Here is a 26,589-nt window from a genome sequence, read left to right as displayed (position 1 = left end):
GGGGGGGGGGGGGGGGGGGGGGGGGGGGGGGGGGGGGGCGCCTGCCGGGTTCGGCCGGGGGGGGGGGCCCCGCGCCGTTCGCGGATCGGGGCCACGGCCGTTATTGCCGAGCCTTCGGGATTGCCCGGGGACTAGACTCTCGGGGCCGGCCGCGGGACTTCGGCTGCGACTTTCGGAATCGCCTCTTAAGCGTCACTTCGCTGTTCGCGCCTCCATTCCCCGGCCGGCATCAATTTTGTCCGGTCGAGGGGATATCTGGTGGATCGCCGGGATCTGGTCGCGTGCGAAGACGTGGTGATGTTCGTCAACGCGGCGGTGACCGCGACCGGCCAGCGCGAGTTCCGCGACGACGCGGACACCCAACGGCTGTCGGTGGAGTTCCTGCACGAATACATCGTGGGCAACTACCGCGAGCTCTATGCCGCCACCCTCGCGCTGGACATCAACGACTTCAACGCGGCCCTGATCGTCCGGAACCTGCTGGTGAGCAGCCGCGAGCTGACTCCCGAGGTGCGTCGGCGCGAGGGCGAGCTGATCGCGCGCAGGCTGGAGTCGATGGCCCCGCAGCGGGTCTGGAAGCTCTTTCGCGAGTTGGCCCGACGAGGCGTGAACAACCGACGCACCCGGGCGATCATGCGGGATTGGACGACGGGCCGCCGTGATCCGGTCTTCGACGCGGTGAAGTATCGCGCCGGGGTGAAGGCGACGATGCGGCACGCGCATCTGGAAGTGCCCGCGGAGACGGGGACCTTCCTGTTCACGCCGCCGCGCCGGGTCCCGGTGTTCACCACGCCGTTGTTCGAGACGTGGCGGCAGGCGCACTACGCGCAGCGCGCGCTCTACGACCTGCCCTACAGCGTCGCCGAGGGGCTGGCCTCCGCGCACGGCATCAAGCGCGCGACGTTCCTGGAGAAGATCGCCCCGCAACTGACCCGCCTGGAGCGGTTGCGCCTGCAGACGGCGGGCGAGCGGGCCGGCGTCGGGGCGGTCAAGGCGGATCTCGGCGAGATGGGGCTGACCAGGCTCGCGTCGTACGTACTGTCCCTGTCGCAGGCCGAACGGGCAGCCCGACACGACGAGTTGCGCCACGCGATGACCGTCTCGGCCCGTCGGGTGGCCGGTGCCGCCGCGGGGACGTGGGGGCGGGTCGTCGCGGTGCTCGACGACAGCTTCTCCTCGTTCGGTTCGACGGCCAAGCGGCAACGTCCGTTGGCCGTGGCGCTCGCGTGTCGGTTCCTGTTGAAGGCGCTCGCCGGGGAGTTCACCGGACTGTGGACCTCGGGGACGCACGATCCGCTGCTGGTCCGGCCGAGCGGGCCGACGCCGCTGGGCCACCGACTGATCGACGCGCTCGAATTGGCGCCCGACCGCCTGATCGTGGTCTCGGACGGGTGGGACAACAGCCCGCCCGGCCTGGCCGCCGAGGTGTTGCGAGTGTGGCGAGAGCGGTTGGACCCGAAGGAGGCGACCACCGTGGTGCATCTGAACCCGGTGTACGACGCGCAGGGCTTCGACGTGAAGCGATTGTCGGCGAGCGTGCCGACAGTGGGGGTGCGCGACGCCGAGGACGTCCCGGCCCTGATCGAGTTGGCCCGGTTCGCCGAGGGGCGGGCCGGATTCGCGGAACTGCGCCACTACCTGGCTGATCGCCAGGACCGGTTCCGTATCCGGAAGGCGGCGGCGTGAACGGGACTTTCGCGGCGACCGGGCTGGTCGCCCGGCCGGCCCAGGTGTGGGGCGCGGTCCGGCTGGTGCCGCTGGTGCGCGAGGAACCGCTGGAGGGCCTGCGGCTGGATCGGCGCGTGTACGGGGTCGGCGACCCCTCGATCGTCGACGTCGGCGACGGCTCCTGGTACCGGTCCTTCATCCCGCACGCCTTCGTCGCGTCGTGGGATCCCGAGGGCGACCCGACGGCGGCCTTCGGCACCCAGCTCCAGGAACGCCCGGTCACGCCGCGCAGCGCGCGGATGAAGATGCCGCCCAGGCGCGCGGTGCGCCGGATGGCCCGCGGCGTGGGCGGCAACCGACTGCGTTTCCTGCCGATGCACCTGGCCCTGGAGGGGTATCTCGCGTTGCACTTCGGCGGCCCCTCGATGGTGTGGGAGGAGTGGACCGACCGGGCCGTGCGCGAGGGGTTGACGCCGCGGATGGAGGAGGCGTACTGCGGGTACGCCGTGCGCGGTCTGGCCGACGCGCTCAAGGTGTTCGAGATCCACCCGCGTCAGTGCGGGGTCGCGCTCTACGTCGCGGACACGCTCGCGAGCGTGTTCGTGGTGCCGCATCCCTCCGACTACCGGGCCCTGCACGCGACCCTGCTCGAAGACCTGTACGGCGAGGCGCTGTTCCACTACGCCACCTACGTCGAGGCGGTCCCGGACTTCGTCGTGGAGATCGATGCCGAGCGGGTGTCCTCGCCGGCGGACCTGCGCCGCGCGGCGGACGGACAGGTCGGGGCCTGGGAGCGGTTCCACCACCTGATGTTGTCCGGGCTCACCGGCGAGGGCGCGTACACGCACGAATCGGTGTACCGCCTGGGGCCGTTCGAGCTGTCCCGGTTCCTGCCCTCGTTCCGCCTCGACGAGGAGAACCACATCGGCGAGCGGATCACCCACCAGGACGGCCGGCTGGCGTACTGCAAGACGTTTCGGCTCTCCCCGGCCCAGACCCGCCGGGGGCACCTGCTCACCACGCTGCACGCGCACGACTGGGCCCTGGACGCCACGGCGACCGCGTTGCACAGTACGCCGTCCGCGTTGGCCCGGCGCATCCGCGAATCGGGCTTCGAGGGCATGCTCCGGCAACACGAGGTGGACCGCCTGGAGCGCGAGGGACGCCGCCGCGGCTGAGCCGCCCCGCGCCGGATCGGCGGCGGGGCGGTCTCCGGGCGGGGCGGTCTGCGGCCGGGTTCAGTCGCGGTCGTTGAAGGTCGCCGTCATGTCCGGGTAGCGCGCCCCGGTGACCTGCTCGGCGATCGGTTCGAGGGCGGCCAGTTCGGCCTCGGTGAGCACCAGGTCGACCGCGCCCACGTTCTCCGTCAGGCGGTGTCGCTTGGTGGTGCCCGGGATCGGCACCACCGACAGGCCCCACGCCGCGGTGCGCGAGTGCACCCAGGCGAGCGCGACCTGCGCGGGGGTGGCGTCGTGGGCCCGGGCGATCGTGTGCAGCGGCGCCAGGATGGCCGCGTTCGCGGCGGCGTTGTCGCCGGTGAAGCGCGGCTGGGAGCGGCGGAAGTCGCCTTCCGGCAGGGTCTCCGCACTGGCCCAGGCGCCGGTCAGAAAGCCTCGACCCAGCGGCGAGTAGGCGACCAGTGCCGCGCCCGCCGCGCGGGTGGCCGGCACCACGCCGTCCTCGATGTCGCGGGTGAACAGGCTCCACTCCGACTGCACGGCGGCGATCGGGTGCACGGCCGCCGCCGCGTGCAACTCCTTGGCCGTCACCTCGGACAGGCCCAGGTGTCGCACCTTGCCCTCGCGCACCAGCTCCGCCATCGCGCCGACGGTCTCCTCGATCGGCACCCGGACGTCGCGGCGGTGCATGTAGTACAGGTCGATCACGTCGGTGCGCAGCCGACGCAGACTGGCCTCGGCCGCCTGCTTGACGTAGGCCGCGTCGCCGCGCACCTCCCGCTCCCCCTCGGGCGTGACGGTGATCGAGAACTTGCTGGCCAGGGTGACCCGTTCGCGCCGGCCGCCCTCGGCGAGGAAGGCTCCGAGCAGTTCCTCGTTGGTGTGCGGGCCGTAGACGTCCGCGGTGTCGAACAGGGTGACACCCAGGTCGAGGGCACGTTCGAGCGTGGCCACCGACTCGTCGTGCTCGGCGCCCGCGTAGAAGGCGCTCATGCCCATGCAACCCAGGCCCTGTGCGAAGACCTCGGGACCGTCGCTACCCAGCTTGAGAGTGCTCATCGTCGTTACTCCGCTCCGCGTCCGCGTACGTCTCGATCTTGTAGTCGATCACGAGCAGGCAACTCTGGAGATCGCTGATCCGGTTGCGGACCTCCTCGCGGTGGTCCTCCAGCAACTCTCGGCGTGCGGCCCGGGTCTCGTCGCCCAGGCGGATCATCTCCGCGTAGCGAAGCATGTCCGCCACCGGCATCCCGGTCAGCCGCATCTTGCCGACGAACTCCAGCCAGTCCAGATCGTGGTCGCTGTAGCGACGACGACTGCCCCGCCCGTTCCCGTCTCCTCCCGCCCGGGGGCCCTGCCGGCTCACGTGCCGCATCAGGCCGATCCGCTCGTACCAGCGCAGCGTGTGCGCGGTCAGACCGGTGCGTTCGACCACTTCACCGATCGAGTACTTGCCGACCTCGTAGTCCTCGGGTGTGGTGACCTGTTGCGTGGCCGACATGGGTGAGCCTCCGGTGGGAAGCCCGCCCCGGTGGGACGGGCACGACACGAACGCTACGGAGTTGGAGCGCACTCCAAGCAAGCACGAATCCTCACGCCCGGGTCAATCCCGCGTGCATCTCCCACACCAGCACCTCGGCCGGGCCGTCCGGGAAGGCGGTGAGCCGCAGCCCGTCGGCGTCGGACACCCGCACCGCGTCACCCGCCGCGAGCACGCCGGCCCCTTCCAGGTCGACGATCCCGCGGGCGACGAACACGTGCACGAACGGTGCGTCCGGCAGCGTCACGGTGCCGGACGCGGGCAGGTGCGCCGCGTGCAGCGCGGCGTCCTTCTGGTGGATCCGGATCGCCGCGTCGTGGCCGGGGCGACCGGACGCGACCGGCACCAGGTCACCGCGGGCCAGCTCGGCCCGCACGTCCTGCTGTTGGTAGCCCGGCGCGATCCCGTCCTCGTCGGGGACGACCCACATCTGCACGAAGTGCACCGGGTCCGAGGAGTCCACGTCGTTGCGCTCCGAGTGCAGGATGCCGCGACCGGCGCTCATCCGCTGGGCCAGGCCCGGATGGATGATCCCGTTGTGGCCCTCGGAGTCCTGATGCACCAGGGCCCCGGACAGGACCCAGGTGAGGATCTCCATGTCCCGATGCGGGTGGGTGTCGAAGCCGGTGCCGGGCGCCACCGTGTCGTCGTTGCTGACCAGGAGCAGTCCGAAATGGGTGTTGTCCGGCGTGTAGTGCCGGCCGAAGGAGAAGCTGTGGTGCGAATCGAGCCAGCCTGCGCGGGTGTGGAAACGTTCGCCGGCCCGGCGCACGTCGAAGGTGGTCATGCCCGGTTCAACCACGGACCGGCGGCGCACTGTTCCCCATGCCCCGCGCCCCGCCGACGAGCGCCCGATTGTCGATGGATCGCCCGTAATCCGGCCCCGATCACCCAGGGTGAACGACCCCGTTGATATCGTTCGCGCGTCGGCGACCGGTTTGTCGCCGACGGCGTCGAACGCAGCGAAGTCCGGTGGGATCCCGGCGCTGTCCCGCAACCGTGATGCCCCGCCCGGACGCCCGGGAGATCGGGGACGAGCCGGGTCGCCTCGTTCGCGCCGACGACATCGGCCTCGCAGGAGGGGCGATCCGTCTCCACGGGTCCCGACGCCTGCCGCGTCGAAGGACCTGGAGTCTTCGTTGAGATCCGTACCCCTGCTTCGTTCCGCCACCGCGCTGCTGTTGGGCGCGCTCGTCCTCACCGGTTGCGGTGACTCGGACGACTCGAAGGACGACAAGGCCCAGGGCACGCCGACCGCGACCGGCGGCTCGGCCGGATCGGGTCCCGACGCCAAGGCGTTCCCGGCCACCGTGGACTCCGGCGGCGGCAAGGTCACCATCGCGAGTGCCCCCAAGAAGATCGTCTCGCTCGCGCCCAGCGCCACCGAGATGTTGTTCGCGATCGGCGCGGGCGGCCAGGTCACCGCGGTGGACGACCAGTCGAACTTCCCGGCGGACGCGCCCAAGACCAAGCTGTCCGGCTTCAAGCCGAACATCGAGGCGATCACCAACTACACCCCCGACCTCGTGGTCGCCTCGGACGACACCGACGGCCTGGTCGCGTCCTTGACCAAGCTGAAGATCCCGGTCGTGCTGACGCCGGCGGCGAAGTCCTTCGACGACTCGTACGCCCAATTGGCCACCCTGGGCACGGCCACCGGGCACAGCAGGCAGGCCGGCGAGGTGGCGACCAAAATGAAGGGCGACATCGCGGCCATCGTCGCCGCGACGCCCAAGCCCGCGAAGCAGCTGAGCTACTTCCACGAGTTGGACAACACGCTCTACACCTCGACCTCCAAGACCTTCCTCGGTCAGGTGTACGCGCAGTTCGGCCTGAAGAACATCGCCGACGACGCGGACAAGGCCGGCACCGGCTACCCGCAGTTGTCCGCCGAATACCTCCTGCAGGCCAACCCCGATCTGGTCTTCCTCGCCGACACCAAGTGTTGCGGCCAAAACGCCGACGTGGTGGGCAAGCGGCCGGGTTGGGACCGGGTGACCGCGGTGCGCAAGGGTGGCGTGGTCGGGCTCGACGACGACATAGCCTCGCGCTGGGGCCCGCGGGTGGTCGAGCTGGTCCGGGCCGTGTCGGAGGCGGTCACCAAGGCCGGCGCGGCGCAGGGCTGACGGCCCTCCCGTGCGCGACCTCCTGCCCGGGCGATCCCGACCGGCGGTACTGCCCCTGCTCGGCGCGGGCGTGCTGCTGGTCGGCGTCGTCGTGCTCGCACTGACCGTCGGGGCGGCCGATCTGCCCGCGAGCGGGGTGCTGCTGGCCCTGCTGGACAAGCTGCCGTGGGTACACCTGGACCATGGCCTGTCCCCGGTCCAGTACGCGGTCCTGATGGACCTGCGGCTGCCCCGGGTGCTGGCCGCGGTGACCGTGGGCGGGCTGTTGGCCATGGCGGGCGCCGGCTACCAGGGCGTCTTTCGCAACCCGCTGGCGGACCCGTACCTGCTCGGCGCCGCCTCCGGCGCGGGCCTGGGTGCGACGCTGGTGATCGTCTACGCCGACGGCAACAGCGTGGGCGGGATCCCGGTGGTGCCGCTCGCCTCGTTCGTCGGCGCGATGGGCGGGGTGCTGCTCGCCTACGGGCTCGGGGCGAGCACCGGCCGCTCGGACGGCACCGCGAACCTGGTCCTGGCCGGCGTCGCGGTCGCCCAGTTCCTGGCCGCCGCGCAGACCTACGTGCAGTCCGCGAACACCGACGAACTGCGGCGGATCTACTCGTGGATCTTCGGCCGGTTGTCCGGCATCGGCTGGGCCGATCTGCGGATGATCCTGCCGTACGCGCTGCTGAGCACCGCGGTGCTGCTCCTGCACGGACGCCTGCTCGACGTCATGTCGGTCGGCGACGAGGAAGCCGCGGGCCTGGGTGTCCGGGCCGGCCGGGTGCGCCTGGTGGTGCTCCTGGCCGCCTCCCTCGCCACCGCGTCGGCGGTCGCGATCAGCGGCCTGATCGGCTTCGTCGGCATCGTCGTGCCGCACATCGTGCGGCGCTTCGTGGGCGGCAGCTACCGCCGGGTGTTGCCCATGTCGCTGCTGTGCGGCGCGGCCTTCCTGGTGCTCACCGACCTGCTCGCCCGGACCATCACCGCGCCCGGCGAGCTGCCGATCGGTGTGGTCACCGCGTTCGTCGGCGCGCCGTTCTTCGTGTTCGTGCTGCGTGGCACCCGCAAGGTGGACGTGTGAGCGCCCGGTTGTTGTTGCGCGACACCGGCGTGGACCGCGACGGGGTTCCGGTGCTGCGCGGGGTGGACGCGGAGGTCGAGCCCGGCGAGTGGTTGGCGGTGATCGGCCCCAACGGCGCGGGCAAGTCCACGCTGCTCAAGGCGGTCGCCGGGCTGCTGCCCTACCTGGGCTCGATCAGCGTGGCCGGCCGCCCGGTCCGCGAACTCACCCGACGCGAATCGGGCCGCGGCATCGCCTACACCGCGCAGACCCCGGTGGTGCCCGCCCAGATGCCGGTACACGAGTACATCCTGCTCGGTCGCACCCCCCACCTGGGCTACCTGGCCCGCCCCGGGCGGCGCGACCGGGCGATCGCCGACGAGGTGATCGAGCGCCTGGACCTGGGCCCCTTCGCGAGCCGCGACGTGGGCCGCCTCTCCGGCGGCGAACGCCAACGCGTGGTGTTGGCCCGCGCCCTCACCCAGCAGGCACCGGTACTGCTCCTGGACGAGCCGACCACCGCGCTGGACCTGGGTCACCAACAACAGGTGCTGGAGATCGTCGACGGCCTGCGCCGCGACGACGGCCTCACGGTGCTCACCACGCTGCACGACCTGGGCGTCGCCGCGCAGTACGCGGACCGGCTGCTGATGCTGGTCGACGGGCGGCCGGTGGCCTTCGGATCGGCCGCCGAGGTGCTCACCCCCGCGTCGATCGCCGAGCACTACCAGGCACGGGTATCGGTCGAGCCGGGTCCGGACGGCCGCCCACGAGTGCACCTGATCCGCCCGGGGCACGCGGGCCGAGACAGCGAGGAAGACGCATGAGCACCCTGCCCGGCCCGCGCGAGGCGCCGGCGAACCCGTTGTTGTGGCCGACGGCAATCTGGCGCGACGAGGACGGCGTGCGCCGCCCGGCCCTGCTCTGGCGGGCCGGTCCCGGCTGGCGAATGGCCTCCTCCGCACTGCTCGGCGGCGGCATCGGCGAACGCTCCTGGGTGCTGAACATGCAGGTACGCCCCGGCTACGACCGGATGGACCCGGTCACCCACCTGCACGAGGTCGCCGCGCCCCTGGGCCTGCCGAGCACCCTCGGCGTGGGTCTGATGACCGCCGCCGAGGTCACCGCCTGGACGCACGGCGCCGACGAGGGCGTCGAAGCCGCGGTCACCACCGGCATCGGCATCCCCACCTGGGCCGCCGCCCCGGTCCCCGGCACCCCGGGCATCCCCGCTCCCGGCACCATCAACATCCTCGCCGCCATCCCCGCGCCCCTCTCCGACGCGGCCCTGATCAACGCGATAGCCACCGCCACCGAAGCCAAGGTCCAAGCCCTCCTCACCGCCGGGTACGCCTGCACCGGCACCCCCTCGGACGCCATCTGCATCGCCGCCCACACTCCCCACCCCACCGACCCCCCGGAACCCTTCGCCGGCCCCCGCTCCCTGTGGGGCGCCCGCCTGGCCCGCGCGGTCCACACCGCCGTCCTCCAAGGCGCCCGTGCCGACCACATCCGCCGCCGCGGCCACGACCGCGTTCGCGCCGCTCACGACTCGCCCCGAGCGAGCCCCCACCACTCCCGGCCACGTGACAGAGCAGAATGACCCCGTGACCTCCAAGCCCGATTTGCGTGCCGCCACCGTCCGCAGGCTGGAGAAGTCCGCCGGCGCGCTCGCCGGAGCGGCCCTGGCCAAGATGGACGAGGCACTGCCCTGGTACCGGGACATGCCCGCGGACAACCGCTCCTGGATCGGTCTGGTCGCCCAGGCCGGCATCTCCGCGTTCACCGAATGGTTCCGGCACCCCGAGACGCCGCAGAAGGTCAGCGCCGACGTCTTCGGCACCGCACCGCGCGAGTTGACCCGCACCATCACGCTGCCGCACACGGTGGAATTGATCCGCACCACGATCGAGGTGGTCGAGGCCGAGATCGCCACGCTGGCCGCGCCCGGCTACGAACAGGCGCTGCGCGAGGCGCTGCTGCTGTACTCCCGCGAGATCGCCTTCGCCACCGCGCAGGTCTACGCCCACGCCGCCGAGACGCGCGGCGCGTGGGACGCGCGGCTGGAGGCGCTGGTCGTGCACTCGTTGTTGCGCGGCGAGGCGGACGAGGGCATCCTCTCCCGCGCCTCGGCACTGGGCTGGGGTTCGCCGGACTCGGTCATGGTGGTGGTGGGCAACGCGCCGGACGCGGACTCGCAGGCGGTGGTGGACGGCATCCACCGCGCGGGGCGACACGCCCGACTCAACGTGCTCACCGGCGTCCAGGGCGAACGCCTCGTGGTGATCCTGGGTGGTACCGACGATCCGATCCGGGCCACCCGCTCGCTGATCGGCCAGTTCGGCCCGGGCCCGGTGGTGGTCGGCCCCGAGGTGCCGGACCTGCTGGCCGCGGTGCGCTCGGCCCAGGCCGCGATGTCGGGACACCGGGCGTGCGTGGCGTGGCCGGACGCTCCGCGCCCGGTGTCCGCCGACGATCTCCTGCCCGAACGCGCGCTCGCGGGTGACGCGGAGGCTCGGGAGCAGTTGGTGGAGGAGATCTACATACCTCTGCACGCGGCGGGCTCCGCACTGTTGGAGACACTCTCCGTGTACCTGGAGCAGGCGGCGAGCCTGGAGGGGGCCGCCAGAATGCTCTTCGTACATCCGAATACCGTGCGCTACCGGCTGCGACGCGTGGTCGACGTGACCGGACTCGTACCGACGGAGACCCGTTCCGCATTCACCCTCCAGGTCTCACTGATCCTCGGCCGGCTCGCCGCAATCGAGATCTAGTCGAGACACTCTTGTAGGAAACCCACAAAGCCACCATCGGATCTTCGTCCCTGCCGATAAGGGGCTCACACCCCTCGCAGGAGAGAGGCTTGACCTCGTGCTCGTACTCGTCGCTCCCGGACAGGGCGCCCAGACGCCCGGATTCCTCGCCCCTTGGCTCGACCTCGACGGCGTGGCCGATCGGCTGCGCTGGTGGTCCGCCGTCACGGGCCTCGATCTGATCCACTACGGCACCAAGGCCGACGCGGACGAGATCCGGGACACGGCGGTGGCCCAACCGCTGCTCGTGGCCTCGGGTCTGGTGGCCGCCCTCGCCCTGTTCCCGCACCCCTCCGACGCCTACCGCGTGGTCGGCGCCGCCGCCGGCCACAGCGTCGGCGAGCTGACCGCCGCCGCGGGCACCGGCGTGATCACCGCCGAGTCGGCGATGACCATCGTGCGTGAGCGCGGCAAGGCGATGGCCGCCGCAGCGGCCGTCACGCAGACCGGCATGAGCGCGGTGCTCGGCGGCGACCCGGAGACCGTACTCGCCAAGATCACCGAACACGGGCTGACCCCGGCGAACATGAACGGCGCGGGCCAGATCGTCGCCGCCGGCACCCTGGAGCAGCTCGCCGCGTTCGCCGCCGACCCGCCGGAGAAGGCCCGCGTGCGTCCGCTCGCGGTGGCCGGCGCCTTCCACACCGAGCACATGGCCTCCGCGGTGGACCGGCTGGCCGAGCTGGTTCCGGGCGTCACCGTGCGCGACCCGCGCACCCCGTTCATCTCCAACTCCGACGGCGCCGTGCTGCACGACGGCCGCGACGTGGTCAAGCGGCTGGTCACCCAGGTCTCCAACCCGGTGCGCTGGGACCTGTGCATGGAGACCATGAAGGACCTGGGTGTCACCGGGCTGATCGAGGTGGCCCCGGCCGGCACCCTGACCGGTCTGGCCAAGCGCGCCCTGCCCGGCGTGGAGACGGTCGCCCTCAAGACCCCGGACGACCTGGAGGCCGCCCGCAAGCTGGTCGAGCGGCACGGCAGCCCCAGCACGATCGACGCCTCGCCCACGTGGCGCCTGGTGGTCGCGCCGTTCAAGGGCGTCATCGAGCTCACCGACATCAAGTCGGGCGACGCTCTCGCGCCCGGTGCCCGGGTCGCCACGGTGCGCTCGCACCGCGACGAGCAGAGCATCACCGTTCCGCACGGCGGCACCGTGGTCGAGTGGCTCGTCGAGGACGGCGACCCGGTCGCCCCCGGCATGCCGCTGTTGCGCATCCACCCGCAGAGCTCGCCGTGATCCTCGTCGCGACATCCGCTTCGCATCCGGCCGCGAACCCACCCGGCCTCGAACCCGTACGGGAGGACCACGCGTGACCGCTTCCATCACCCCTCGCGCCGGAGCCGCACACGCGCGCATCCTCGGTGTCGGCGGGTATCGCCCGGCTCGGATCGTGCCCAACTCCGAGCTGGTGGACCGGATCGACTCGTCCGACGAGTGGATCCAGAGCCGTTCCGGGATCAAGACCCGGCGCTGGGCGTCCGCGGAGGAGACCGTCGCGGAGATGTCCATCGCCGCGGCCGGCAAGGCCCTCGCGCACGCCGGTCTGGACGCCTCCCAGGTGGGCTGCGTGATCGTCTCGACGGTCACCCACCTCAAGCAGACCCCGGCGATCGCGACCGAAATCGCGCACCGACTGGGCGCGGGCGGCGGGCGGGCGGCGGCGTTCGACGTCTCCGCGGCCTGCGCCGGCTTCTGCTACGGCGTCACGCTGGCCAGTGACATGGTCCGCGGCGGCAGTGCCGAGTACGTCCTGGTCATCGGGGTCGAGCGACTGAGCGACCTGACCAACCTGGCCGACCGCGGCACCGCGTTCATCTTCGGCGACGGCGCGGGCGCCGTGGTGATCGGCCCCTCCGCCACACCGGGCATCGGTCCCGTCGTGTGGGGTTCGGACGGCTCGCAGTCCGAGGCGATCACCCAGACCGTCGACTGGAACGACCTGCGCGACCGGCCCGAGCAGGACTTCCCCACGCTCAAGATGGAGGGCCAGAAGGTCTTCCGGTGGGCCGTGTGGGAGATGGCCAAGGTGTGCGAACAGGCGCTGGACGCCGCCGGCGTCAAGGCCGAGGACCTGGACGCGTTCATCCCGCACCAGGCCAACATGCGCATCACCGACGCGATGATCAAGGCGCTGAAGCTGCCCGCCGAGGTGCCGGTCGCCCGGGACATCGCCGAGAACGGCAACACCTCCGCCGCGTCCATCCCGCTCGCCATGGAGCGCATGCTCGAAAGCGGCGAAGCGGTCAGCGGCGGAACGGCACTGATCATGGGATTCGGGGCCGGCCTCGTCTACGCGGGCCAGGTCATTACGCTTCCGTAGTCCCCTGTCGGTCGTCGCCGGCCGGACGAGCAACAAAAGCATTACCCGTCACCGCAGAAGATTCGATTCAAGGAGCAACATGGCTGCCAGCCAGGAAGAGGTCCTCACGGGCCTCGCCGACATCGTCAACGAGATCGCCGGCGTCCCGCAGGACGAGGTCGAGCTGGACAAGTCGTTCATCGACGACCTGGACGTGGACTCGCTGTCGATGGTCGAGGTCGTCGTGGCGGCCGAGGAGAAGTTCGAGGTCAAGATCCCGGACGACGACGTCAAGGGCCTCAAGACCGTCCGCGACGCGGTCGACTACATCGTCAAGGCCGCCGCCTAGTTCGCAAGTAGCGCCGGCCGTTCTCCGGGCCGGACCCGCACCCGCGAGTCCGGCCCGGTCCGTCGCAGCCACACCGGGCCCCGGCCCGCCCACCGCCGGACCGCCCGAAACCACAGCGTGAGAGTGAGAAGACAGTGAAGTCGACCGAGCGCAACGATGCCGCGCGAACCGTGGTCGTCACCGGTCTGGGCGCGACCACGCCGGTCGGCGGCGATGTCGCGACCACGTGGTCCGCGCTGCTCGCGGGCACGTCCGGCGCGCGGGCGCTGACCGAGGAATGGGCCGAGCAACTGCCGGTGACCTTCGCCGCGCGGATCGCCGTCGAGCCGCTCGAGGTCATGCCCAAGGTCGAGGCACGTCGCCTGGACCGGTCCGGCCAGTTCGCGATGATCGCCGCGCGCGAGGCCTGGCTGGACGCCGGCTACGCGGCCAAGAACACCGCACCCGAGGACGCCCCGGACGCACCCGTGGTGGACCCGGTCCGTCTCGGCGTGGTCATCGCGTCCGGCATCGGCGGCGTCACCACCCTGCTCGACGCCTGGGACACCTTCCACGAGAAGGGCCCCCGTCGGGTCGGCCCGCTCACCGTCCCGATGCTCATGCCCAACAGCCCCGCCGCCAACGTCGGCATCGAGCTGGGCGCGCGGGCCGGTGTGCACACCCCCGTCAGCGCGTGCGCCTCCGGCGCCGAGGCGGTCGCCTACGGCCTGGAGATGATCCGTTCCGGCCGCGCCGACGTGGTGGTCTGCGGCGGCACCGAGGCGGCGATCCACCCGCTGCCGATGGCCGCCTTCGCGAACATGATGGCGATGTCCAAGCGCAACGACGAGCCGCAGCGCGCGTCGCGTCCGTACGACAAGGGCCGCGACGGCTTCGTGATGGGCGAGGGCGCGGGCGCCCTGGTCCTGGAGAGTGCCGAGTACGCGGCGGCCCGCGGCGCCCGGGTGTACGCCGAGGTCGCCGGCGCCGGACTCAGCTCCGACGGCCACCACATCGCCCAGCCCGAGCCGACCGGCCGCGACATCGCCCGCGCGATGGCCCTGGCCCTGGAGGACGGCGCGATCGACCCGGCGGAGGTCGTGCACGTGAACGCGCACGGCACCTCCACCCCGGCGGGCGACGTCACCGAGCTCAAGGCGATCCGCGCCACGCTGGGCGACGCGGCGGCCGACAAGGTCACCGTCACCAGCACCAAGTCGATGACCGGGCACCTGCTCGGCGGCACCGGCGCGGTCGAGTCGGTCGCCACGGTGCTCGCCCTGTACCACCGCACGGCACCGCCCACGATCAACGTGGACGACCTCGACGACGAGGTCGACCTGGACATCATCCGGGACGAGCCGCGTACGCTGCCCGACGGCAACGTCGTCGCCCTCAACAACTCGTTCGGCTTCGGCGGCCACAACGTCGTCGTCGCCTTCCGCCGGCTCGGGTGATCCCCGAGCTCCTTGCGCCGGTTCGCGAAGCGTGCCGCCGGGCCGCACCATGCCCGGCGCACGTGCCGCACTCGGCAGGACGGACCAGACAGCCGTGACCGTGATGGACAACCGACCCGGCACCGAGACCGCGTCCGCGCCCGCCGCCGGGCCCACCCGTCCGCACCGCGACGAGGACCCGCGCAACCCGAGGCTGCGGCTGCGCAAGCTGGTCGACCCGGGATCGTACGAGGAGATCTCGGCCTACGAGACCACCTCCGGCACGCTCGCCTGCGTCGGCACCATCAACGGCGCCCGAGTGGTCGCCTACGCGTCGGACCCCACCGTCCAGGGCGGCGCGATGGGCGAGGCGGGCTGCGCCATCGTGGTCGAGGCGTACGAGCGCGCCATGGCCGAACAGGCACCGATCATCGCGCTGTTCCACTCCGGGGGCGCCCGCCTCCAGGAGGGGGTGGCCAGTCTGCACGCGGTGGGCCGGATCTTCCACGCGATGACCATGGCCTCGGGCCGGATCCCGCAGATCTCGGTCGTACTCGGCGCTGCCGCCGGCGGCGCGGCCTACGGGCCCGCGCTGACCGACATCGTGATCCTGGCCCCGGAGGGTCGGATCTTCGTCACCGGCCCGGACGTGGTCCGCTCGGTCACCGGCGAGGACGTCGACGCGCTGCGCCTGGGCGGCCCCGAGCCGCACGGCCGGCGCAGCGGGGTCGTGCACGTGGTCGCCGAGTCCGAGCAGGACGCGATCGACCGGGCCCGCGGCCTGGCCGACCTGCTGGCCAACCAGGGCGAGATCGACCCGGGCGCGCTGGACCGCCGCGAACTGGGCGCCCTGCTGCCCGAGTCGGCCAAACGCGCCTACGACGTGCACCCGGTCGTCGACGGCCTGCTGGACGAGCCCGGTCGGGAACTGCACCCCAAGTGGGCGCCGAACATCGTCACCACGCTCGGCCGGCTCGGCGGACGCACCGTCGGCCTGGTCGCGAACAACCCGTTGCGGCTGGGCGGTTGCCTGGACTCGGCGTCGGCCGAGAAGGCTTCCCGCTTCGTCCGCATGTGCGACGCGTTCGGGGTGCCGCTCGTGGTGGTCGTGGACGTGCCCGGCTACCTGCCCGGCGTGGGCCAGGAGTGGGACGGCGTGGTGCGCCGCGGCGCGAAGTTGCTGCACGCGTTCGGCGAGTGTGTGGTGCCGCGAGTGACGATGGTCACCCGCAAGGCGTACGGCGGCGCGTACATCGCGATGAACTCACGCTCGCTGGGCGCGACTCGGGTGTTGGCTTGGCCGACCGCCGAGGTCGCGGTGATGGGCGCGGTCGCCGCCGTGCGCATCCTGCACCGGCGCCGGCTCGCCGAGGTCCCGGACGAGCTGAGGCCGCAGGTCGAGCTGGAGCTGGCGGCCGAGCACGAGAAGGTCGCGGGCGGTCTGGACCGAGCGATCGAAATCGGCGTCGTGGACGAGGTGATCGACCCGGACGAGAGCCGGATCGCGATCGCGAAGGCGATCGCCGCCGCCCCGCCGGCCCGCGGCGCACACGGCAACATCCCACTGTAGAACCGGGCTCGGCACCAGTACCTCGGCGGCCCCGAATAGGCCCCAAGGCGGAGACACGAGGGGCCCTTCCGAATGATTCGGAAGGGCCCGCCTCGTCGGTATGTCTATACGTATGTCTTTTCCACGGCCGCTCCGGCCATCACCGCCGACCCGCCGGCCGGGCTCAGACCACCTGATGCAACCAACGCACCGGCGTGCCCTCCCCCGCGTAGCGGAAGGGCTCCAACTCGTCGTCCCACGGCTTGCCGAGCAGCTTCTCGACCTCGGAACGCAGGTCGACCTCGCCGCGCGCCGCGCGACCGAGCACCGCGCGCAGCCGATCCTCGGGGATCAGGATGTCGCCGTGCGCCCCCGTGACCGCGTGGAAGATACCGAGGTCGGGGGTGTTGCTGTAGCGCTCCCCCTCCGCGTTGGCCGAGGGCTCCTCGGTGGCCTCGAAGCGCAGCAGGTGCCACCCGCGCAGCGCCGAGGCAAGGCGCGACGCAGTACCGGGCGCGCCCTGCCAGGACAGTTCGGCCCGCAACATTCCGGGCGCCACCGGCTGGCGGACCCAGTCAAGACTCACGCGCACGCCAAGAACGCCCGCTGCCGCCCACTCGACGTGCGGGCACAGCGCACGCGGCGCGGAGTGCACGTAAAGAACTCCACGTGTCGTCACCGGGACCTCCAGGCTTCAAGGACGAGGTTCGCCTTCCCCAGCGGCCTCAACCCTTGTCTCGGACTGCCTGTTCGAATCCCGGTCTTCCATTGTGCCCCACAGACCACGGATGTACCACAGGCACCAGTTGCTGTCCGTAATCACATGTGGGCAATTGTCCGATGCGGAGGAACAATTCGTTACTCACCGTCTCGGAATGGTGAGCCACTGCACTCAACGTGCCCGGCCGTCGACAATGCCACTCCCGGCAGTGTCGGCCTTCACACGAAGGAGTGACGTGCCGTCGATGGACATCGTCGTGTCGATGCTAGGGGTCAGAGGGGGCGACGTGGGTGGGAAACGGCGAGTAGGGACGGCAACCGCGGCGATGGTCGCGGCGGTATTGACACTGTCCTCGTGCAACGACTCGGACGGGGGCAGGAGTGCCGCGCCGGCGGCGGTCGACGCCGACCACGCGGGCAAGCCGAGCGGGAGCCGAACCGGCGAGCAAACCGGGAAGCCCGGCAACCCGAGTGCGACCGAACAGCCCAACGGGAAGGCGCTGGTCCCGACACCGGACCCGCCGGCGACCGCGACCGTGCCGCCCCGGCCGCGCTCGATGGCCGCCCTGGGCGACTCGATCACGCGCGGTTTCGACTCGTGCGACCCGCTGCAGGACTGCCCGGACAAGTCGTGGGCCACCGGCACCTCGGCCGATGTGAACAGTCACGCCAAGCGGTTGCAGTTGCCCGCGGACGCGGTGTTCAACAACGCCGCGACCGGCGCCCGGATGTCGGATCTGGCGGGTCAGGCCCGCGAGGCGGTCCGGGAGCGGGCCGAATACGTGACGATCCTGATGGGCGCCAACGACGCGTGCCGCCGCACCGAGGCCGAGATGACCTCGCCGGGCACATTCGAGAGCCAGTTCCGTGACGCGCTGTCGGTGTTGCGCGAGGGGCTGCCGCATGCGCGCGTGCTCGTGGTCAGCGTGCCCGATCTGGGGCGGATGTGGGAGACGGGCCACGACGAACTGGTGGCCCGCACGGTGTGGTCGCTGGCGAACGTGTGCCAGTCGATGCTGGAGGACCCGCGCTCGGCCAAGCCCGACGCGCTGGATCGCCGACAGCGGGTGCGCGATCGGGTGACCGCCTACAACGCGAAGTTGCGCGAGGTGTGTTCGACCTGGTCCAACTGCCGCTACGACGGCGGCGTGGTGAACACCCAGCGGTTCGGCAAGAACGACGTCAGCCACTGGGACTGGTTCCACCCCAGCGTGGCCGGTCAGCGCACGCTCGCGGAGGTGACGTCCCGCCAGGGATATACCTGGGGATAGCCCATCCGAGTGATTTCCCTCCCGGAATCACTCACCGGCCCGCTAAGCTCTGACTCGACTACGGAAAAGAGTCGCTCGGCGACACAGAGCGACGAAGTCTGGTGACGAAAGCAGCCTACCGAGACATACCACGCGGGAGCACACACGAGACGCCGACCTGAATGGGTGGGGCGGGTGGGACTCGAACCCACGGCCAGAGGATTATGAGTCCCCTGCTCTAACCAGCTGAGCTACCGCCCCTCGCCGTCCGCTGCCGGACAACCTGAGGCAGCATAACCGGTCAGGCACGACCATCGCCCGGGGGGATCCTCGCGAGCGTGGTCTCATCCTGCCCGAAAGTGTTCGCATCCCGCCGTCGGGGCCGGCGCGCGCCACACCCCCGTGGATGGGCCGATCCAGGGGTTCGCACACCCGCTCGGCGCCACTCGTTTACGACCCGCCGGCTGCGGTCACTCGGGTGATCCCGTGATCCGTCACCTGTGCGAGGAGAACCACCATGCGCGCCGTCGCCGTGAACGAGTTCGGAGGCGACCCGAAGGTCGTCGATCTGGCGAAGCCGACACCCGGCAGGGGTGAGTTGCTCGTCGAGGTCGCCGCCGCGGCGGTCAACCCGTTCGACTGGAAGGTCGCGGACGGCATGCTCGGCGGGTCGATGGAACACACGTTCCCGCTCGTGCTCGGGTCGGACTTCGCCGGCACGGTGGTCGACCTCGGTGCGGACACGACCCGATTCTCGGTCGGCGACCGGGTGTTCGGCTCGGTGCTGCGCGCGCCGGTCGGTGCGGTGGGCGCGTACGCCGAATTCCTGACCGTGCCCTCGGAGGGGCTGGTGGCCTCGGCCGCCGACCTGGATCCGGCCCGGGCCGCGGCGTTGCCCACCGCCGCCGGCACCGCGCTGGGCCTGCTGGAGGCGGGGGGCGTCCTGGCCGGGCAGACCGTCCTCCTGGTCGGCGCGGCCGGCGGCGTGGGCACCTTCGTGACCCAGCTCGCGGCGGCCCGCGACGTGCGGGTGCTCGCGGTCACCCGGGGCGTCGGCGCGGCCGGGATGGGTGCGCTCGGCGCCGCCGAGACCTACGACGCGGCCGATGGGATCGTGGTGGACAAGGTGCGCTCGGACCACCCCGACGGCGTGGACGCGCTGGTCGACCTGGTCTCCGGTGCGGCCGACTTCGCCGCGTACGCCCGGCTGATCCGGGACGGCGGGGTGGCCCTGAGCACCCAGTTCGTGGCCGACCCGGACGAACTGGGCCGCCGGGGGATCGAGGCGATCAACCACAACCAGAAGTCCACGGCCCGGTTGTACGACCGGCTGGCCGACGAGTTGCGCGCGCGCCGGATCACCGTGCCGATCGAGGCGCGCCTGCCGCTGTCCGACGCCCCGAGCGCGATCGCCCGCAGCCGCCTGGGCGGCGCCCGGGGCAAGACGGTGATCCTGCCGTAGTCACCGGGCCCGTCCGGCGGTGTCGGCCGGGCCGCCGGTCAGGCCAACAGCGGCGCCAACCGCGAGCACAGCGTGGTCACATGGGTGCGGACCAGTTCCTCGCCCATGCCGCTCAGCGACGCGAAGAACCACACCGTCTCGATCGGCGTATCGGCCACGTAGGCCCGGATCTCGCGCGCCGCGTCCTCGGGCGTCGCGTGCAGGAAGTGGCCGGGTGCGGCGGACAGGCCGCGGGCCCGCCACCGGTTCGGATCGATCGGGCGCGGCGGCGCGGCGTCGGTGCCCTCGACCGCGTACCGGTGATAGCCGTCCCACTGGTGCGCGAGATGCCGGGAGACCACCGGCCAGTCCCGTTCGGGGTCCTCGGTGATCCAGCCGTTCAGCAGTCCGGCCATCCGCGCGTCCGCCACGTCGTGGCCCGCCTCGCGCAGGCCGTCCAGGTAGGGCGCGGCCATCGCCGGGTTCGCGGTGAGCAGCGATTCGCCGAGCAGCCCGGCCCGACGCGCGCCCTGCGGGCCCTGGTAGCCCAGCCAGATCCGCGGTCGGCGCTGGACCGGCGCGGGTGTGATGGTCCCGCTCTCCCACAGTCGGCGGATCTCGCGGGCGCTCGCGTCGGTTGCCGCGAACCGGGTCCGGAGCAGTTCGGTCCGGTCGAAGAGGTCGTATTCGGGCTGCCGGTATCCGGTGCCGATGCCCAGTTCCAACCGGCCGCCGCCGATCAGGTCCACGATCGCGGCCTCCTCGGCCAGGTGCGCCGGGTGGCGCAGCGGCGCGATGGTGACGCCGGTGCCGATCCGGGCCCGCCGGGTGCGGGCGGCGATCGCGGCGGCCAGGGTGAGCGGCTGGCTGAGGTAGCCGTCCTCGAAGCCGTGGTGCTCGGTGGTCCAGATCGAGTGCACCCCGAGGCGGTCCGCCTCCTCGCACAGCTCCAGGGTGAAGGCGTACAGCCGGGACCAGTCCTGCCGCCACTCGACCGGATTGCGCAGGTCCAGGTAGATGCCGACGTTGACCATGCGACGCTCCCCATGGGTGGGTGCCGGGATCGGCTGACCCGGGGCAGCGCCTCGGCCGGCCATCTGACACGGTGATATCTGACTGACCGTCAGCTTACGGAGGCAGCATGTCCGACCCGATCACCGCCCGGCTCGATCGCCTGGAGGCGCACGAGCAGATCCGCCAACTCGCGGCCCGCTACGCGCTCGCGCTGGACAGTCGGGATGTGCCGGCGCTGGCCGCGCTGTTCGTGGACGACGTGCGCACCGGTGACGGCGGAGTCGGGCGGGACGCGCTGGCCCGGTGGTTCGACCCGGTGCTGCGTCCGTACGGGATCACCTTCCACCTGATCGGCAACCACGTGATCGACCTGGTGGACGAGGATCACGCCACCGGCGTGGTCTACTGCCGCCCCGAACACGAGGTGGGCGAGTTGTGGGTGGTGATGCCGATGCAGTACCAGGACCGCTACGAACGGCGGGACGGGCGCTGGTACTTCCGCAGCCGCAAGCCCCGGGTGTTCTACGCGGCGGACGTCCTGGAGCACCCGCTGTCGGTGCCCGACCGGTTCCACTTCCCGAACAACCCGATGATCACCGACGCCCAACTGCCGCAGGCGTGGGCGTCGTGGCGGGAGTTCTGGGCGCGCACCGGGAGCGAGTGAGTCGGGGCCGGTCCGCAACGCACGAGCGCCCGCCGGATGGATCCGGCGGGCGCTTCGGTGGCTCCCGCAATTGGACTCGAACCAATAACCTGCCGGTTAACAGCCGGCTGCTCTGCCAATTGAGCTATGCGGGATTGCGTCGGACCGTTGGGCGGTCGCTGCGTGGAATACATTAGCGCATTCCCGGGGGTGGCCCGCACCAGGGTTTTTCCGGTAGGACCTCACAGGTTGCCTACGCACCGCGCCCGGGTAGGCGCTGACGTGCACGGGCGGGACACACGACCGCGGAGGACATCATGATCAACAAGCTCACCTTCGTCACCGGCCTCGCCGTCGGCTACGTACTGGGGACCAAGGCGGGGCGCGAGCGGTACGAGCAGATCCGGAAGTTGTCCGGCACGGTGGCGGCCAGCCCGCCCGCCCGCAAGGCCGGACACGCGGCGGCCGGACTCGGCCGCGAGGCGGGCGCCAAGGCCGGTCGGGCGATCGGCGAGCACCTGCCCGAGCGGGTGGGACGACACCTGCCGGACCGCTTCGTCCGGCAGGGCACGAACGGCACCTCGGTGACATCCGCGCGCTACGGACAGGGCCTGTAGAGGCTCGCCGGGACGGTGGTGGGGTCGCCGCTGTCCCGGCGGCCTGCGGGAATCGAGCGGTGCGCCGGTCGACGGCATCGGCCGGGTGAGCCCGGGTGAGCCGGTGGGGCCGGGCAGCGGAATCGCCTGGCGGCCTTCGCCTGCCCGATCACCCCCGGCGGTGGCGCCCGCCCAGTTCCGCGCCCTCGCACGGCGGCGGTACCGCGCCCGGATGCAGCCGGTCGCGCACCTCGCGATACTGCGCTCGGACCGCATCGCCGAACGCGAGTTCCTCCTCGTCGGGCTCCACGAAGGTGCCCACTCCCGAGGCCCACGCCGGCAGCGCCCCGAACAGCGCCCACGCGGCCTGTCGGGCCGCGCCCTGGGCCACGTAGCGTCCGGCGAGCGCCGCCGCGGGCACCGCGGTGGGCATGCCGAGCAGGGCCGGCGCGATCGTGGACACCGCGGCCGAGCGGGCCCCGGGGCCGACCAGGATCACCCGCTCCACCGCCACGTCCCGGTCGCGCAGCACGTCCAGCGAATCCGAGATGCCGCACAACATGCCCTCCACCGAGGCCCGGGCGAGCGCCTGCGGGGTCATGCTCTCCGGGCGCAGTCCGGTGAGCGTGCCCGCCGCGTGCGGCAGGTCGGGGATCTGCTCGCCGTCGAGGTAGGGCAGCAGGACCAGTCCGCAGGCGCCGGGTGTGCACTCCAGCGCCGCCCGGTCGAACGCCTCGGCGTCCAGCCCCAGCATCGACGCGGTACCGCGCAACACCCGGGCCGCGTTGAGGGTGCGGGTCAGCGACAGGTGGCGTCCGGTGGCGTCGGCGTAGGAGGCGACCACGCCGGTGGGGTCGGCCAACGACACCGGGTGCGACGCGAACGCGGTGCCGATGGTGCCGATCGCGACCACCACGTCGCCGTCGGCCGGCCCCGCCCCGAGCGCCAGTGCCGCCTCGGCGCCCGTCCCGGCCGAGACCAGCACCCCCTCCGGGGTGCGCCCGGCGGCGCCGCCCGGCGGCAGCACGATCGGTGTGCGCGGCACCCGACCGATGGCCAGGTGCAGCAGATCCTCCCGCCACTCTCCCGTGGTGGCGTAGTAGCCGGTGGTGGAGGCGTCCGCGCGGTCGGTGACCGGGTCGGGCGGGCAGCCGAGCAACTGCCAGGTGACCCAGTCGTGCGGCAGCAGCACGGAGGCTATCCGGCCCACCGCCTCCGGTTCGAAGCGGGCGAAGCGGCGCAGTTGGGCGATCGCCGACGACGAGCGCGGCACCGACCCGGTCGCGGCGGTCCACGCGGCCGGCCCGCCGAGCCCGTCCACGAGGTCCGCGGCGGCTCCGGAGGCGCCGGGGTCGTCCGCGGGCAGGGGATGGCCCAGGATCACCCCCTGTGCGTCCAGCGGGACCGCGCCGTGGTTCTGCGCGGCCACCGCGATCGCGGCCACGTCGTCGAGGAGACCGCCCGCCGCGGCCTCGCCGAAGGCCCGCAGCCATGCCCCGGGCGTGGTCGCGGCGCCCTCGGCGTACGCGGCGCGCCCCTGGCGCAGTGGCGTACCGGTCTCGGCGTCGCAGACGAGGATGCGCAACTGGCGCGCCGAGCAGTGCACTCCGGCGACGAGGGTGGGTGTCGGGCTTGTCGGCATGGGCAGATTCTGACAGCAGCCGACCGAGCGCGACCCGACTCCCGGGCACAACGGTCGGGGATCAGTCGAGATAGCCCCGGAGTTGCTCGGAATAGGACCGCTCGCGCAGTCGGGACAGGGTGCGCGACTCGATCTGGCGTATGCGCTCGCGGGTCACCCCGAAGACCCGGCCGATCTCCTCCAGGGTGTGCGGTTCGCCGTCGGCGAGGCCGTAACGCAGTTGCACCACCTGACGCTCGCGGTCCCCCAGCGTGGACAACAACGCCTCCAGGTGTTCGCGCAACATCAGGGCGGCGGCGGCCTCGGCCGGGGAGGTCGCGTCGGTGTCCTCGACGATGTCGCCCAACAGCACCTCGTCCTCGCCGACGGGGGTGTGCAGGGACACCGGTTCCTGGGCCAGCCGCAGGATCTCGGTGACCCGCGCGGCGGTCAGGTCGAGCACCCTGCCGACGTCCTCGGCGGTGGGTTCCTCGCCGCGTTCCTGGAGCAGTCGGCGCTGCACCCGGATCACCCGGTTGATCAGTTCGACCACGTGCACCGGGACCCGGATGGTGCGCGCCTGGTCGGCCAGCGCCCGGCTCATCGCCTGGCGGATCCACCAGGTCGCGTAGGTGGAGAACTTGTAGCCGCGGGTGTAGTCGAACTTCTCCACCGCCCGGATCAGGCCCAGGTTGCCCTCCTGGACCAGGTCGAGCAGGCCCAGGCCGCGCCCGACGTAGCGCTTGGCGATCGAGACCACCAGGCGCAGGTTGGCCTCGATCAGCCGGCGCTTGGCCCGCTCGCCGTCGTGCACCAGGGTGCTCAGCGCGTCGCGGGCGGCGGGGTCGGTGGGCGGGTCGGCGAGCAGGCGTTCGCCGGCGAACAGGCCGGCCTCGACCCGACGGGCCAGGTCGACCTCGTCCGCGGCGCTCAGCAGGGGCACCCGGCCGATCTCGCGCAGGTATTGGCGCAGCAGGTCGGCGGACGAGGCGCCGGATTCCGCGGGCTGCGGGGCGCTCTCGGGTTCGCCGTCGGCGGCCGGTCGCTCGACGTCTTCGGCCGCGGCCGGCGCGGGTGGTTCGGGTGGCGCGGTTCCTGGGGTGGCGTGCTCCGTGAGGACGGTGGCCGGGCCCGGTTCAGGCTCATCCGTCCGATCCGTGTGGGTGGGGTCGCCGCCGGGCGTTTTCCCCCCTCTGGTGTGCCGATGCACCTTCCCCAGTCTGCTGTACGAGGGGGCTTGCCGCCGAGGGTTGGGCGCGGAAATCTCGCCGGCACGGGGGCGATCCGGCCGATCGACGCGGCCCACCGGCCGGGTGGGGGCGGTTTTGCCCGGGCAGACGCCCCGGGGGTCAGCCGCCGGGGGCGTACAGCGCCTCGGCGCCTCGGTCGACCAGGGCGCGTTTGTACGTCTCCAGGGTGGTCAACTCCTGCCAGACCAGCGCGTATTCGTCCGCGTCGCGGACCGGGTCGATGCGCAGCAGGCGGGACTTGGCGTCGGCGATCCGGCGTTCGGCGGAGAACACCCGCAGCCGGACCAGGTTGCCGTCGGCGTAGGCCCGGTCCGGGTCGGCGGTGATGCGCGGGCTCTCCACGGCGAGTTCGGTGACCATGTGCCGCACGGTGTCGTCGGGGGCGGCGGTGCGCACCTCGGCGACCCAGTTCGGGGTCTGTGCGAGTTCGCAGCACACGCCGCCGGCGACGGCGATCGCCGCGCGCACGGCCGCGTACGCCGGCGCGGTGAACTCGTCGGCCTCGTAGTGGTCGAACGCCGGTGCGACCAACACCGGGGCCTGCAACGCCAGCTTGAGCACCTCGCGTTGCACGGCCTGGCACATGTCGCGCGGGTCCGGCCGGAAGCCGCCCGGTCGCGCTGCGGCCTGCGGTTGCCGGCCGGGCTGCGTGGGGGCCTGACCGGGCTGGGCGCCCCGCTCGCCGCGTGCGGCGCGCTCGCGCTGCCAGCGGTTGACCTGGGCGACCCGGGCGACCACGAACCGTTCGTCCAGGAAGCCGAGCATCGAGTCGAGCCGGACCGCGTAGGTGTGCCGCAGGGCCTGGTCCTTGATGCCCGCGATGACCGGTGCGGCGGCGTCCAGGGCGGCCACCCGGCCCTCGGCGGTGGACAGGTCGTGGCCCTCGATCCGGGACTTGATGGCGAACTCGAAGAGCGGGACGCGCGCGTCGATCAGGCCGAGCACGGCCTCGTCGCCGTGCGCCAGGCGCAGGTCGCACGGGTCCAGGCCGCGCGGCTCGACCGCGACGAAGGTGCGGGTGACGAACTTCTGGTCCTCCTCGAACGCCCGCAGCGCGGCCTTTTGGCCCGCCGCGTCGCCGTCGAAGGTGAAGATCACCTCGCCGCGGAACTCGCCGGAGTCCATCAGCAGTCGGCGCAGCACCTTGATGTGTTCGTCGCCGAAGGAGGTGCCGCACGTGGCGATCGCGGTACCCGCGCCGGCGAGGTGGCAGGCCATCACGTCGGTGTAGCCCTCGACGATGACCGCCCGGCCGGACTTGGCGATCTCCTTCTTGGCCAGGTCCAGGCCGTAGAGCACCTGGGACTTCTTGTAGATCGGCGTCTCGGGGGTGTTCAGGTACTTGGGACCGTTGTCGTCGTCGTAGAGCTTGCGCGCGCCGAAGCCGATCACGTCGCCGGTGATGTCGCGGATGGGCCAGATCAACCGGCCCCGGAAGCGGTCCATCGGCCCGTTGCGGCCCTCGCTGGCCAGGCCGCCCTCCAGCATCTCCTGCGGGGTGAAGCCCTTGCCGCGCAGGAAGCGCACCAGGTTTTCCCAGCCCTTGGGCGCGTAGCCGAGCGCGAAGCGTTCGGCGGCGTCCTGCTCGAAGCCTCGGTCGGCGAGGAATTGCCGGGCGGTCTGCGCCTCCGGAGTGCCGAGTTGATCGGCGAACCAGCGGGCGGCGATCTTGTGCGCCTCGACCAGGCGGGTGCGCCGGCCCTGTTGGCGGCCCGGCGTGTAGCCGCCCTCCTCGTAGCGCAGTTCGATGCCGTACTGCTGGGCCAGCCGCTCCACGGTCTCGGAGAACGTGGTGTGGTCCAGGCGCATGACGAAGTCGAGAACGTCGCCGCCCTCGCCGCAGCCGAAGCAGTACCAGAGGTTCTTCGCCGGGCTGACCTGGAAGGACGGGGACTTCTCGTCGTGGAAGGGGCACAGCCCCTTGAAGTTTCCTCCGCCCGCGTTGCGCAGTTGCAGGTGTTGTTCGGCGATCTCCGCGATGCGTGCCGTCTCGCGGACCCGCCTGACGTCTTCCTCACGGATACGGCCGGCCACGATCGTCGAGTCTACGGGTCCGCGCGGTGGACGTCGG

At 72.0% G+C, this 26,589-nt stretch carries 23 protein-coding genes, 2 tRNA genes, 1 pseudogene and 1 riboswitch; of the genes and pseudogenes, 16 read left to right on the top strand and 10 right to left on the bottom strand.

Annotated features, from left to right (window positions below; translation table 11 throughout):
• The first annotated feature begins 297 nt into the window (after nt 1–297).
• Complete coding sequence (locus tag ACFXMF_RS28050; protein WP_379991602.1) at nt 298–1,686, top strand: hypothetical protein; 1,389 nt, start codon at nt 298–300, stop codon at nt 1,684–1,686.
• Nucleotides 1,683–2,846: a hypothetical protein gene (locus tag ACFXMF_RS28045; protein ID WP_360310553.1), complete on the top strand. Its 1,164-nt coding sequence runs from the start codon at nt 1,683–1,685 to the stop codon at nt 2,844–2,846. Before ACFXMF_RS28050 ends, ACFXMF_RS28045 begins: the two co-directional genes overlap by 4 nt.
• Before the next feature lie 60 nt (nt 2,847–2,906).
• Here ACFXMF_RS28045 and ACFXMF_RS28040 read toward each other — a convergent pair whose 3' ends face one another.
• The 3 genes from ACFXMF_RS28040 to ACFXMF_RS28030 form a co-directional block, all read right to left on the bottom strand.
• Entirely contained in the window at nt 2,907–3,905 is a 999-nt protein-coding gene (locus ACFXMF_RS28040) for an aldo/keto reductase (RefSeq protein WP_379991601.1), read from the bottom strand.
• Nucleotides 3,883–4,347, bottom strand: a complete 465-nt coding sequence (locus ACFXMF_RS28035; RefSeq protein ID WP_379991600.1) for a MerR family transcriptional regulator — start codon at nt 4,345–4,347, stop codon at nt 3,883–3,885. Before ACFXMF_RS28035 ends, ACFXMF_RS28040 begins: the two co-directional genes overlap by 23 nt.
• A gap of 91 nt (nt 4,348–4,438) precedes the next feature.
• On the bottom strand, nt 4,439–5,173 hold the full coding sequence (locus ACFXMF_RS28030; RefSeq protein WP_360310559.1) for a pirin family protein: 735 nt from the start codon (nt 5,171–5,173) through the stop codon (nt 4,439–4,441).
• Nucleotides 5,174–5,350: 177 nt separating this feature from the next.
• Nucleotides 5,351–5,413, top strand: a riboswitch (cobalamin riboswitch).
• 112 nt (nt 5,414–5,525) lie between these two features.
• Between ACFXMF_RS28030 and ACFXMF_RS28025 the strand changes: the two genes are divergently transcribed.
• From ACFXMF_RS28025 to ACFXMF_RS27980, 10 genes and pseudogenes are all read left to right on the top strand, one after another.
• Complete coding sequence (locus ACFXMF_RS28025) at nt 5,526–6,512, top strand: ABC transporter substrate-binding protein (RefSeq protein WP_360310561.1); 987 nt, start codon at nt 5,526–5,528, stop codon at nt 6,510–6,512.
• Between the two features lie 10 nt (nt 6,513–6,522).
• Nucleotides 6,523–7,575 carry an iron ABC transporter permease gene (locus tag ACFXMF_RS28020; protein ID WP_360310563.1) on the top strand — a complete coding sequence of 351 codons (1,053 nt, stop codon included), beginning with the start codon at nt 6,523–6,525 and terminating at the stop codon, nt 7,573–7,575.
• A complete protein-coding gene (locus tag ACFXMF_RS28015) occupies nt 7,572–8,381 on the top strand; it encodes an ABC transporter ATP-binding protein (RefSeq protein ID WP_360310565.1) in 810 nt (269 codons plus the stop codon). Before ACFXMF_RS28020 ends, ACFXMF_RS28015 begins: the two co-directional genes overlap by 4 nt.
• Nucleotides 8,378–9,157, top strand: coding sequence for an adenosylcobinamide amidohydrolase (locus ACFXMF_RS28010; protein WP_360310567.1), 780 nt, complete (start codon nt 8,378–8,380; stop codon nt 9,155–9,157). The genes ACFXMF_RS28015 and ACFXMF_RS28010 overlap by 4 nt, the downstream gene beginning before the upstream one ends.
• Nucleotides 9,158–9,161: 4 nt before the next feature.
• Nucleotides 9,162–10,328 carry a helix-turn-helix domain-containing protein gene (locus tag ACFXMF_RS28005; RefSeq protein WP_360310569.1) on the top strand — a complete coding sequence of 389 codons (1,167 nt, stop codon included), beginning with the start codon at nt 9,162–9,164 and terminating at the stop codon, nt 10,326–10,328.
• A gap of 97 nt (nt 10,329–10,425) precedes the next feature.
• Nucleotides 10,426–11,358: pseudogene (locus ACFXMF_RS28000) on the top strand (ACP S-malonyltransferase); the annotation flags it as partial.
• A 322-nt stretch (nt 11,359–11,680) separates the two neighbouring features.
• A complete protein-coding gene (locus ACFXMF_RS27995; protein ID WP_360310571.1) occupies nt 11,681–12,691 on the top strand; it encodes a beta-ketoacyl-ACP synthase III in 1,011 nt (336 codons plus the stop codon).
• A gap of 79 nt (nt 12,692–12,770) precedes the next feature.
• A complete protein-coding gene (locus ACFXMF_RS27990) occupies nt 12,771–13,019 on the top strand; it encodes an acyl carrier protein (RefSeq protein ID WP_020553211.1) in 249 nt (82 codons plus the stop codon).
• Between the two features lie 134 nt (nt 13,020–13,153).
• Nucleotides 13,154–14,455: a beta-ketoacyl-ACP synthase II gene (fabF, locus tag ACFXMF_RS27985; protein WP_360310573.1), complete on the top strand. Its 1,302-nt coding sequence runs from the start codon at nt 13,154–13,156 to the stop codon at nt 14,453–14,455.
• A gap of 103 nt (nt 14,456–14,558) precedes the next feature.
• On the top strand, nt 14,559–16,004 hold the full coding sequence (locus tag ACFXMF_RS27980) for a carboxyl transferase domain-containing protein (RefSeq protein WP_360310755.1): 1,446 nt from the start codon (nt 14,559–14,561) through the stop codon (nt 16,002–16,004).
• A gap of 163 nt (nt 16,005–16,167) precedes the next feature.
• On the opposite strand, the gene ACFXMF_RS27975 is transcribed toward ACFXMF_RS27980, so the two are convergent.
• On the bottom strand, nt 16,168–16,662 hold the full coding sequence (locus ACFXMF_RS27975; protein WP_026218798.1) for a DUF3145 domain-containing protein: 495 nt from the start codon (nt 16,660–16,662) through the stop codon (nt 16,168–16,170).
• Nucleotides 16,663–16,990: 328 nt separating this feature from the next.
• On the opposite strand from ACFXMF_RS27975, the gene ACFXMF_RS27970 reads away from it, so the two are divergent.
• On the top strand, nt 16,991–17,974 hold the full coding sequence (locus ACFXMF_RS27970; RefSeq protein ID WP_360310575.1) for an SGNH/GDSL hydrolase family protein: 984 nt from the start codon (nt 16,991–16,993) through the stop codon (nt 17,972–17,974).
• Nucleotides 17,975–18,140: 166 nt separating this feature from the next.
• Here ACFXMF_RS27970 and ACFXMF_RS27965 read toward each other — a convergent pair.
• Nucleotides 18,141–18,214 (bottom strand) — tRNA-Ile (locus ACFXMF_RS27965).
• 256 nt (nt 18,215–18,470) lie between these two features.
• Between ACFXMF_RS27965 and ACFXMF_RS27960 the strand changes: the two genes are divergently transcribed.
• The gene (locus ACFXMF_RS27960) at nt 18,471–19,415 is read left to right on the top strand and encodes an NADP-dependent oxidoreductase (protein WP_379989610.1); all 945 of its coding nucleotides are present in this window, start codon (nt 18,471–18,473) and stop codon (nt 19,413–19,415) included.
• A gap of 38 nt (nt 19,416–19,453) precedes the next feature.
• On the opposite strand, the gene ACFXMF_RS27955 is transcribed toward ACFXMF_RS27960, so the two are convergent.
• Entirely contained in the window at nt 19,454–20,428 is a 975-nt protein-coding gene (locus ACFXMF_RS27955; protein WP_360310579.1) for an LLM class flavin-dependent oxidoreductase, read from the bottom strand.
• A 107-nt stretch (nt 20,429–20,535) separates the two neighbouring features.
• Here ACFXMF_RS27955 and ACFXMF_RS27950 point away from each other — a divergent pair, with 107 nt between their 5' ends.
• On the top strand, nt 20,536–21,072 hold the full coding sequence (locus ACFXMF_RS27950; protein WP_360310581.1) for a nuclear transport factor 2 family protein: 537 nt from the start codon (nt 20,536–20,538) through the stop codon (nt 21,070–21,072).
• Nucleotides 21,073–21,130: 58 nt separating this feature from the next.
• Here the strand turns inward: ACFXMF_RS27950 and ACFXMF_RS27945 are convergent.
• Nucleotides 21,131–21,206, bottom strand: a tRNA-Asn gene (locus tag ACFXMF_RS27945).
• 162 nt (nt 21,207–21,368) lie between these two features.
• Here ACFXMF_RS27945 and ACFXMF_RS27940 point away from each other — a divergent pair.
• Nucleotides 21,369–21,668, top strand: coding sequence for a YtxH domain-containing protein (locus ACFXMF_RS27940; protein ID WP_360310583.1), 300 nt, complete (start codon nt 21,369–21,371; stop codon nt 21,666–21,668).
• Between the two features lie 148 nt (nt 21,669–21,816).
• Here ACFXMF_RS27940 and ACFXMF_RS27935 read toward each other — a convergent pair whose 3' ends face one another.
• From ACFXMF_RS27935 to dnaG, 3 genes are all read right to left on the bottom strand, one after another.
• The gene (locus ACFXMF_RS27935; protein ID WP_379989609.1) at nt 21,817–23,289 is read right to left on the bottom strand and encodes an FGGY family carbohydrate kinase; all 1,473 of its coding nucleotides are present in this window, start codon (nt 23,287–23,289) and stop codon (nt 21,817–21,819) included.
• 61 nt (nt 23,290–23,350) lie between these two features.
• Entirely contained in the window at nt 23,351–24,478 is a 1,128-nt protein-coding gene (locus tag ACFXMF_RS27930) for a sigma-70 family RNA polymerase sigma factor (RefSeq protein WP_360310587.1), read from the bottom strand.
• 139 nt (nt 24,479–24,617) lie between these two features.
• A complete protein-coding gene (gene dnaG, locus ACFXMF_RS27925) occupies nt 24,618–26,552 on the bottom strand; it encodes a DNA primase (RefSeq protein ID WP_379989608.1) in 1,935 nt (644 codons plus the stop codon).
• Nucleotides 26,553–26,589 lie beyond the last annotated feature (37 nt).

The organism is Embleya sp. NPDC059213 (assembly GCF_042754445.1).
GTDB lineage: Bacteria > Actinomycetota > Actinomycetes > Streptomycetales > Streptomycetaceae > Embleya.
The sequence above is the reverse complement of the archived record's forward strand: the minus strand, read 5'-3'. Positions and strand labels throughout refer to the sequence as shown.

What these genes read in the sequence shown, in the direction of transcription:
- ACFXMF_RS28035 (WP_379991600.1), bottom strand. Translation starts at nt 4,347, where the DNA reads ATGTCGGCCACGCAACAGGTCACCACACCCGAGGACTACGAGGTCGGC.
- ACFXMF_RS28010 (WP_360310567.1), top strand. Translation starts at nt 8,378, where the DNA reads ATGAGCACCCTGCCCGGCCCGCGCGAGGCGCCGGCGAACCCGTTGTTG.
- ACFXMF_RS27955 (WP_360310579.1), bottom strand. Translation starts at nt 20,428, where the DNA reads ATGGTCAACGTCGGCATCTACCTGGACCTGCGCAATCCGGTCGAGTGG.
- ACFXMF_RS28030 (WP_360310559.1), bottom strand. Translation starts at nt 5,173, where the DNA reads ATGACCACCTTCGACGTGCGCCGGGCCGGCGAACGTTTCCACACCCGC.
- ACFXMF_RS28050 (WP_379991602.1), top strand. Translation starts at nt 298, where the DNA reads ATGTTCGTCAACGCGGCGGTGACCGCGACCGGCCAGCGCGAGTTCCGC.
- ACFXMF_RS28040 (WP_379991601.1), bottom strand. Translation starts at nt 3,905, where the DNA reads ATGAGCACTCTCAAGCTGGGTAGCGACGGTCCCGAGGTCTTCGCACAG.
- ACFXMF_RS27980 (WP_360310755.1), top strand. Translation starts at nt 14,559, where the DNA reads ATGGACAACCGACCCGGCACCGAGACCGCGTCCGCGCCCGCCGCCGGG.
- ACFXMF_RS27990 (WP_020553211.1), top strand. Translation starts at nt 12,771, where the DNA reads ATGGCTGCCAGCCAGGAAGAGGTCCTCACGGGCCTCGCCGACATCGTC.
- ACFXMF_RS27950 (WP_360310581.1), top strand. Translation starts at nt 20,536, where the DNA reads ATGTCCGACCCGATCACCGCCCGGCTCGATCGCCTGGAGGCGCACGAG.
- ACFXMF_RS27960 (WP_379989610.1), top strand. Translation starts at nt 18,471, where the DNA reads ATGCGCGCCGTCGCCGTGAACGAGTTCGGAGGCGACCCGAAGGTCGTC.
- ACFXMF_RS27935 (WP_379989609.1), bottom strand. Translation starts at nt 23,289, where the DNA reads ATGCCGACAAGCCCGACACCCACCCTCGTCGCCGGAGTGCACTGCTCG.
- ACFXMF_RS27940 (WP_360310583.1), top strand. Translation starts at nt 21,369, where the DNA reads ATGATCAACAAGCTCACCTTCGTCACCGGCCTCGCCGTCGGCTACGTA.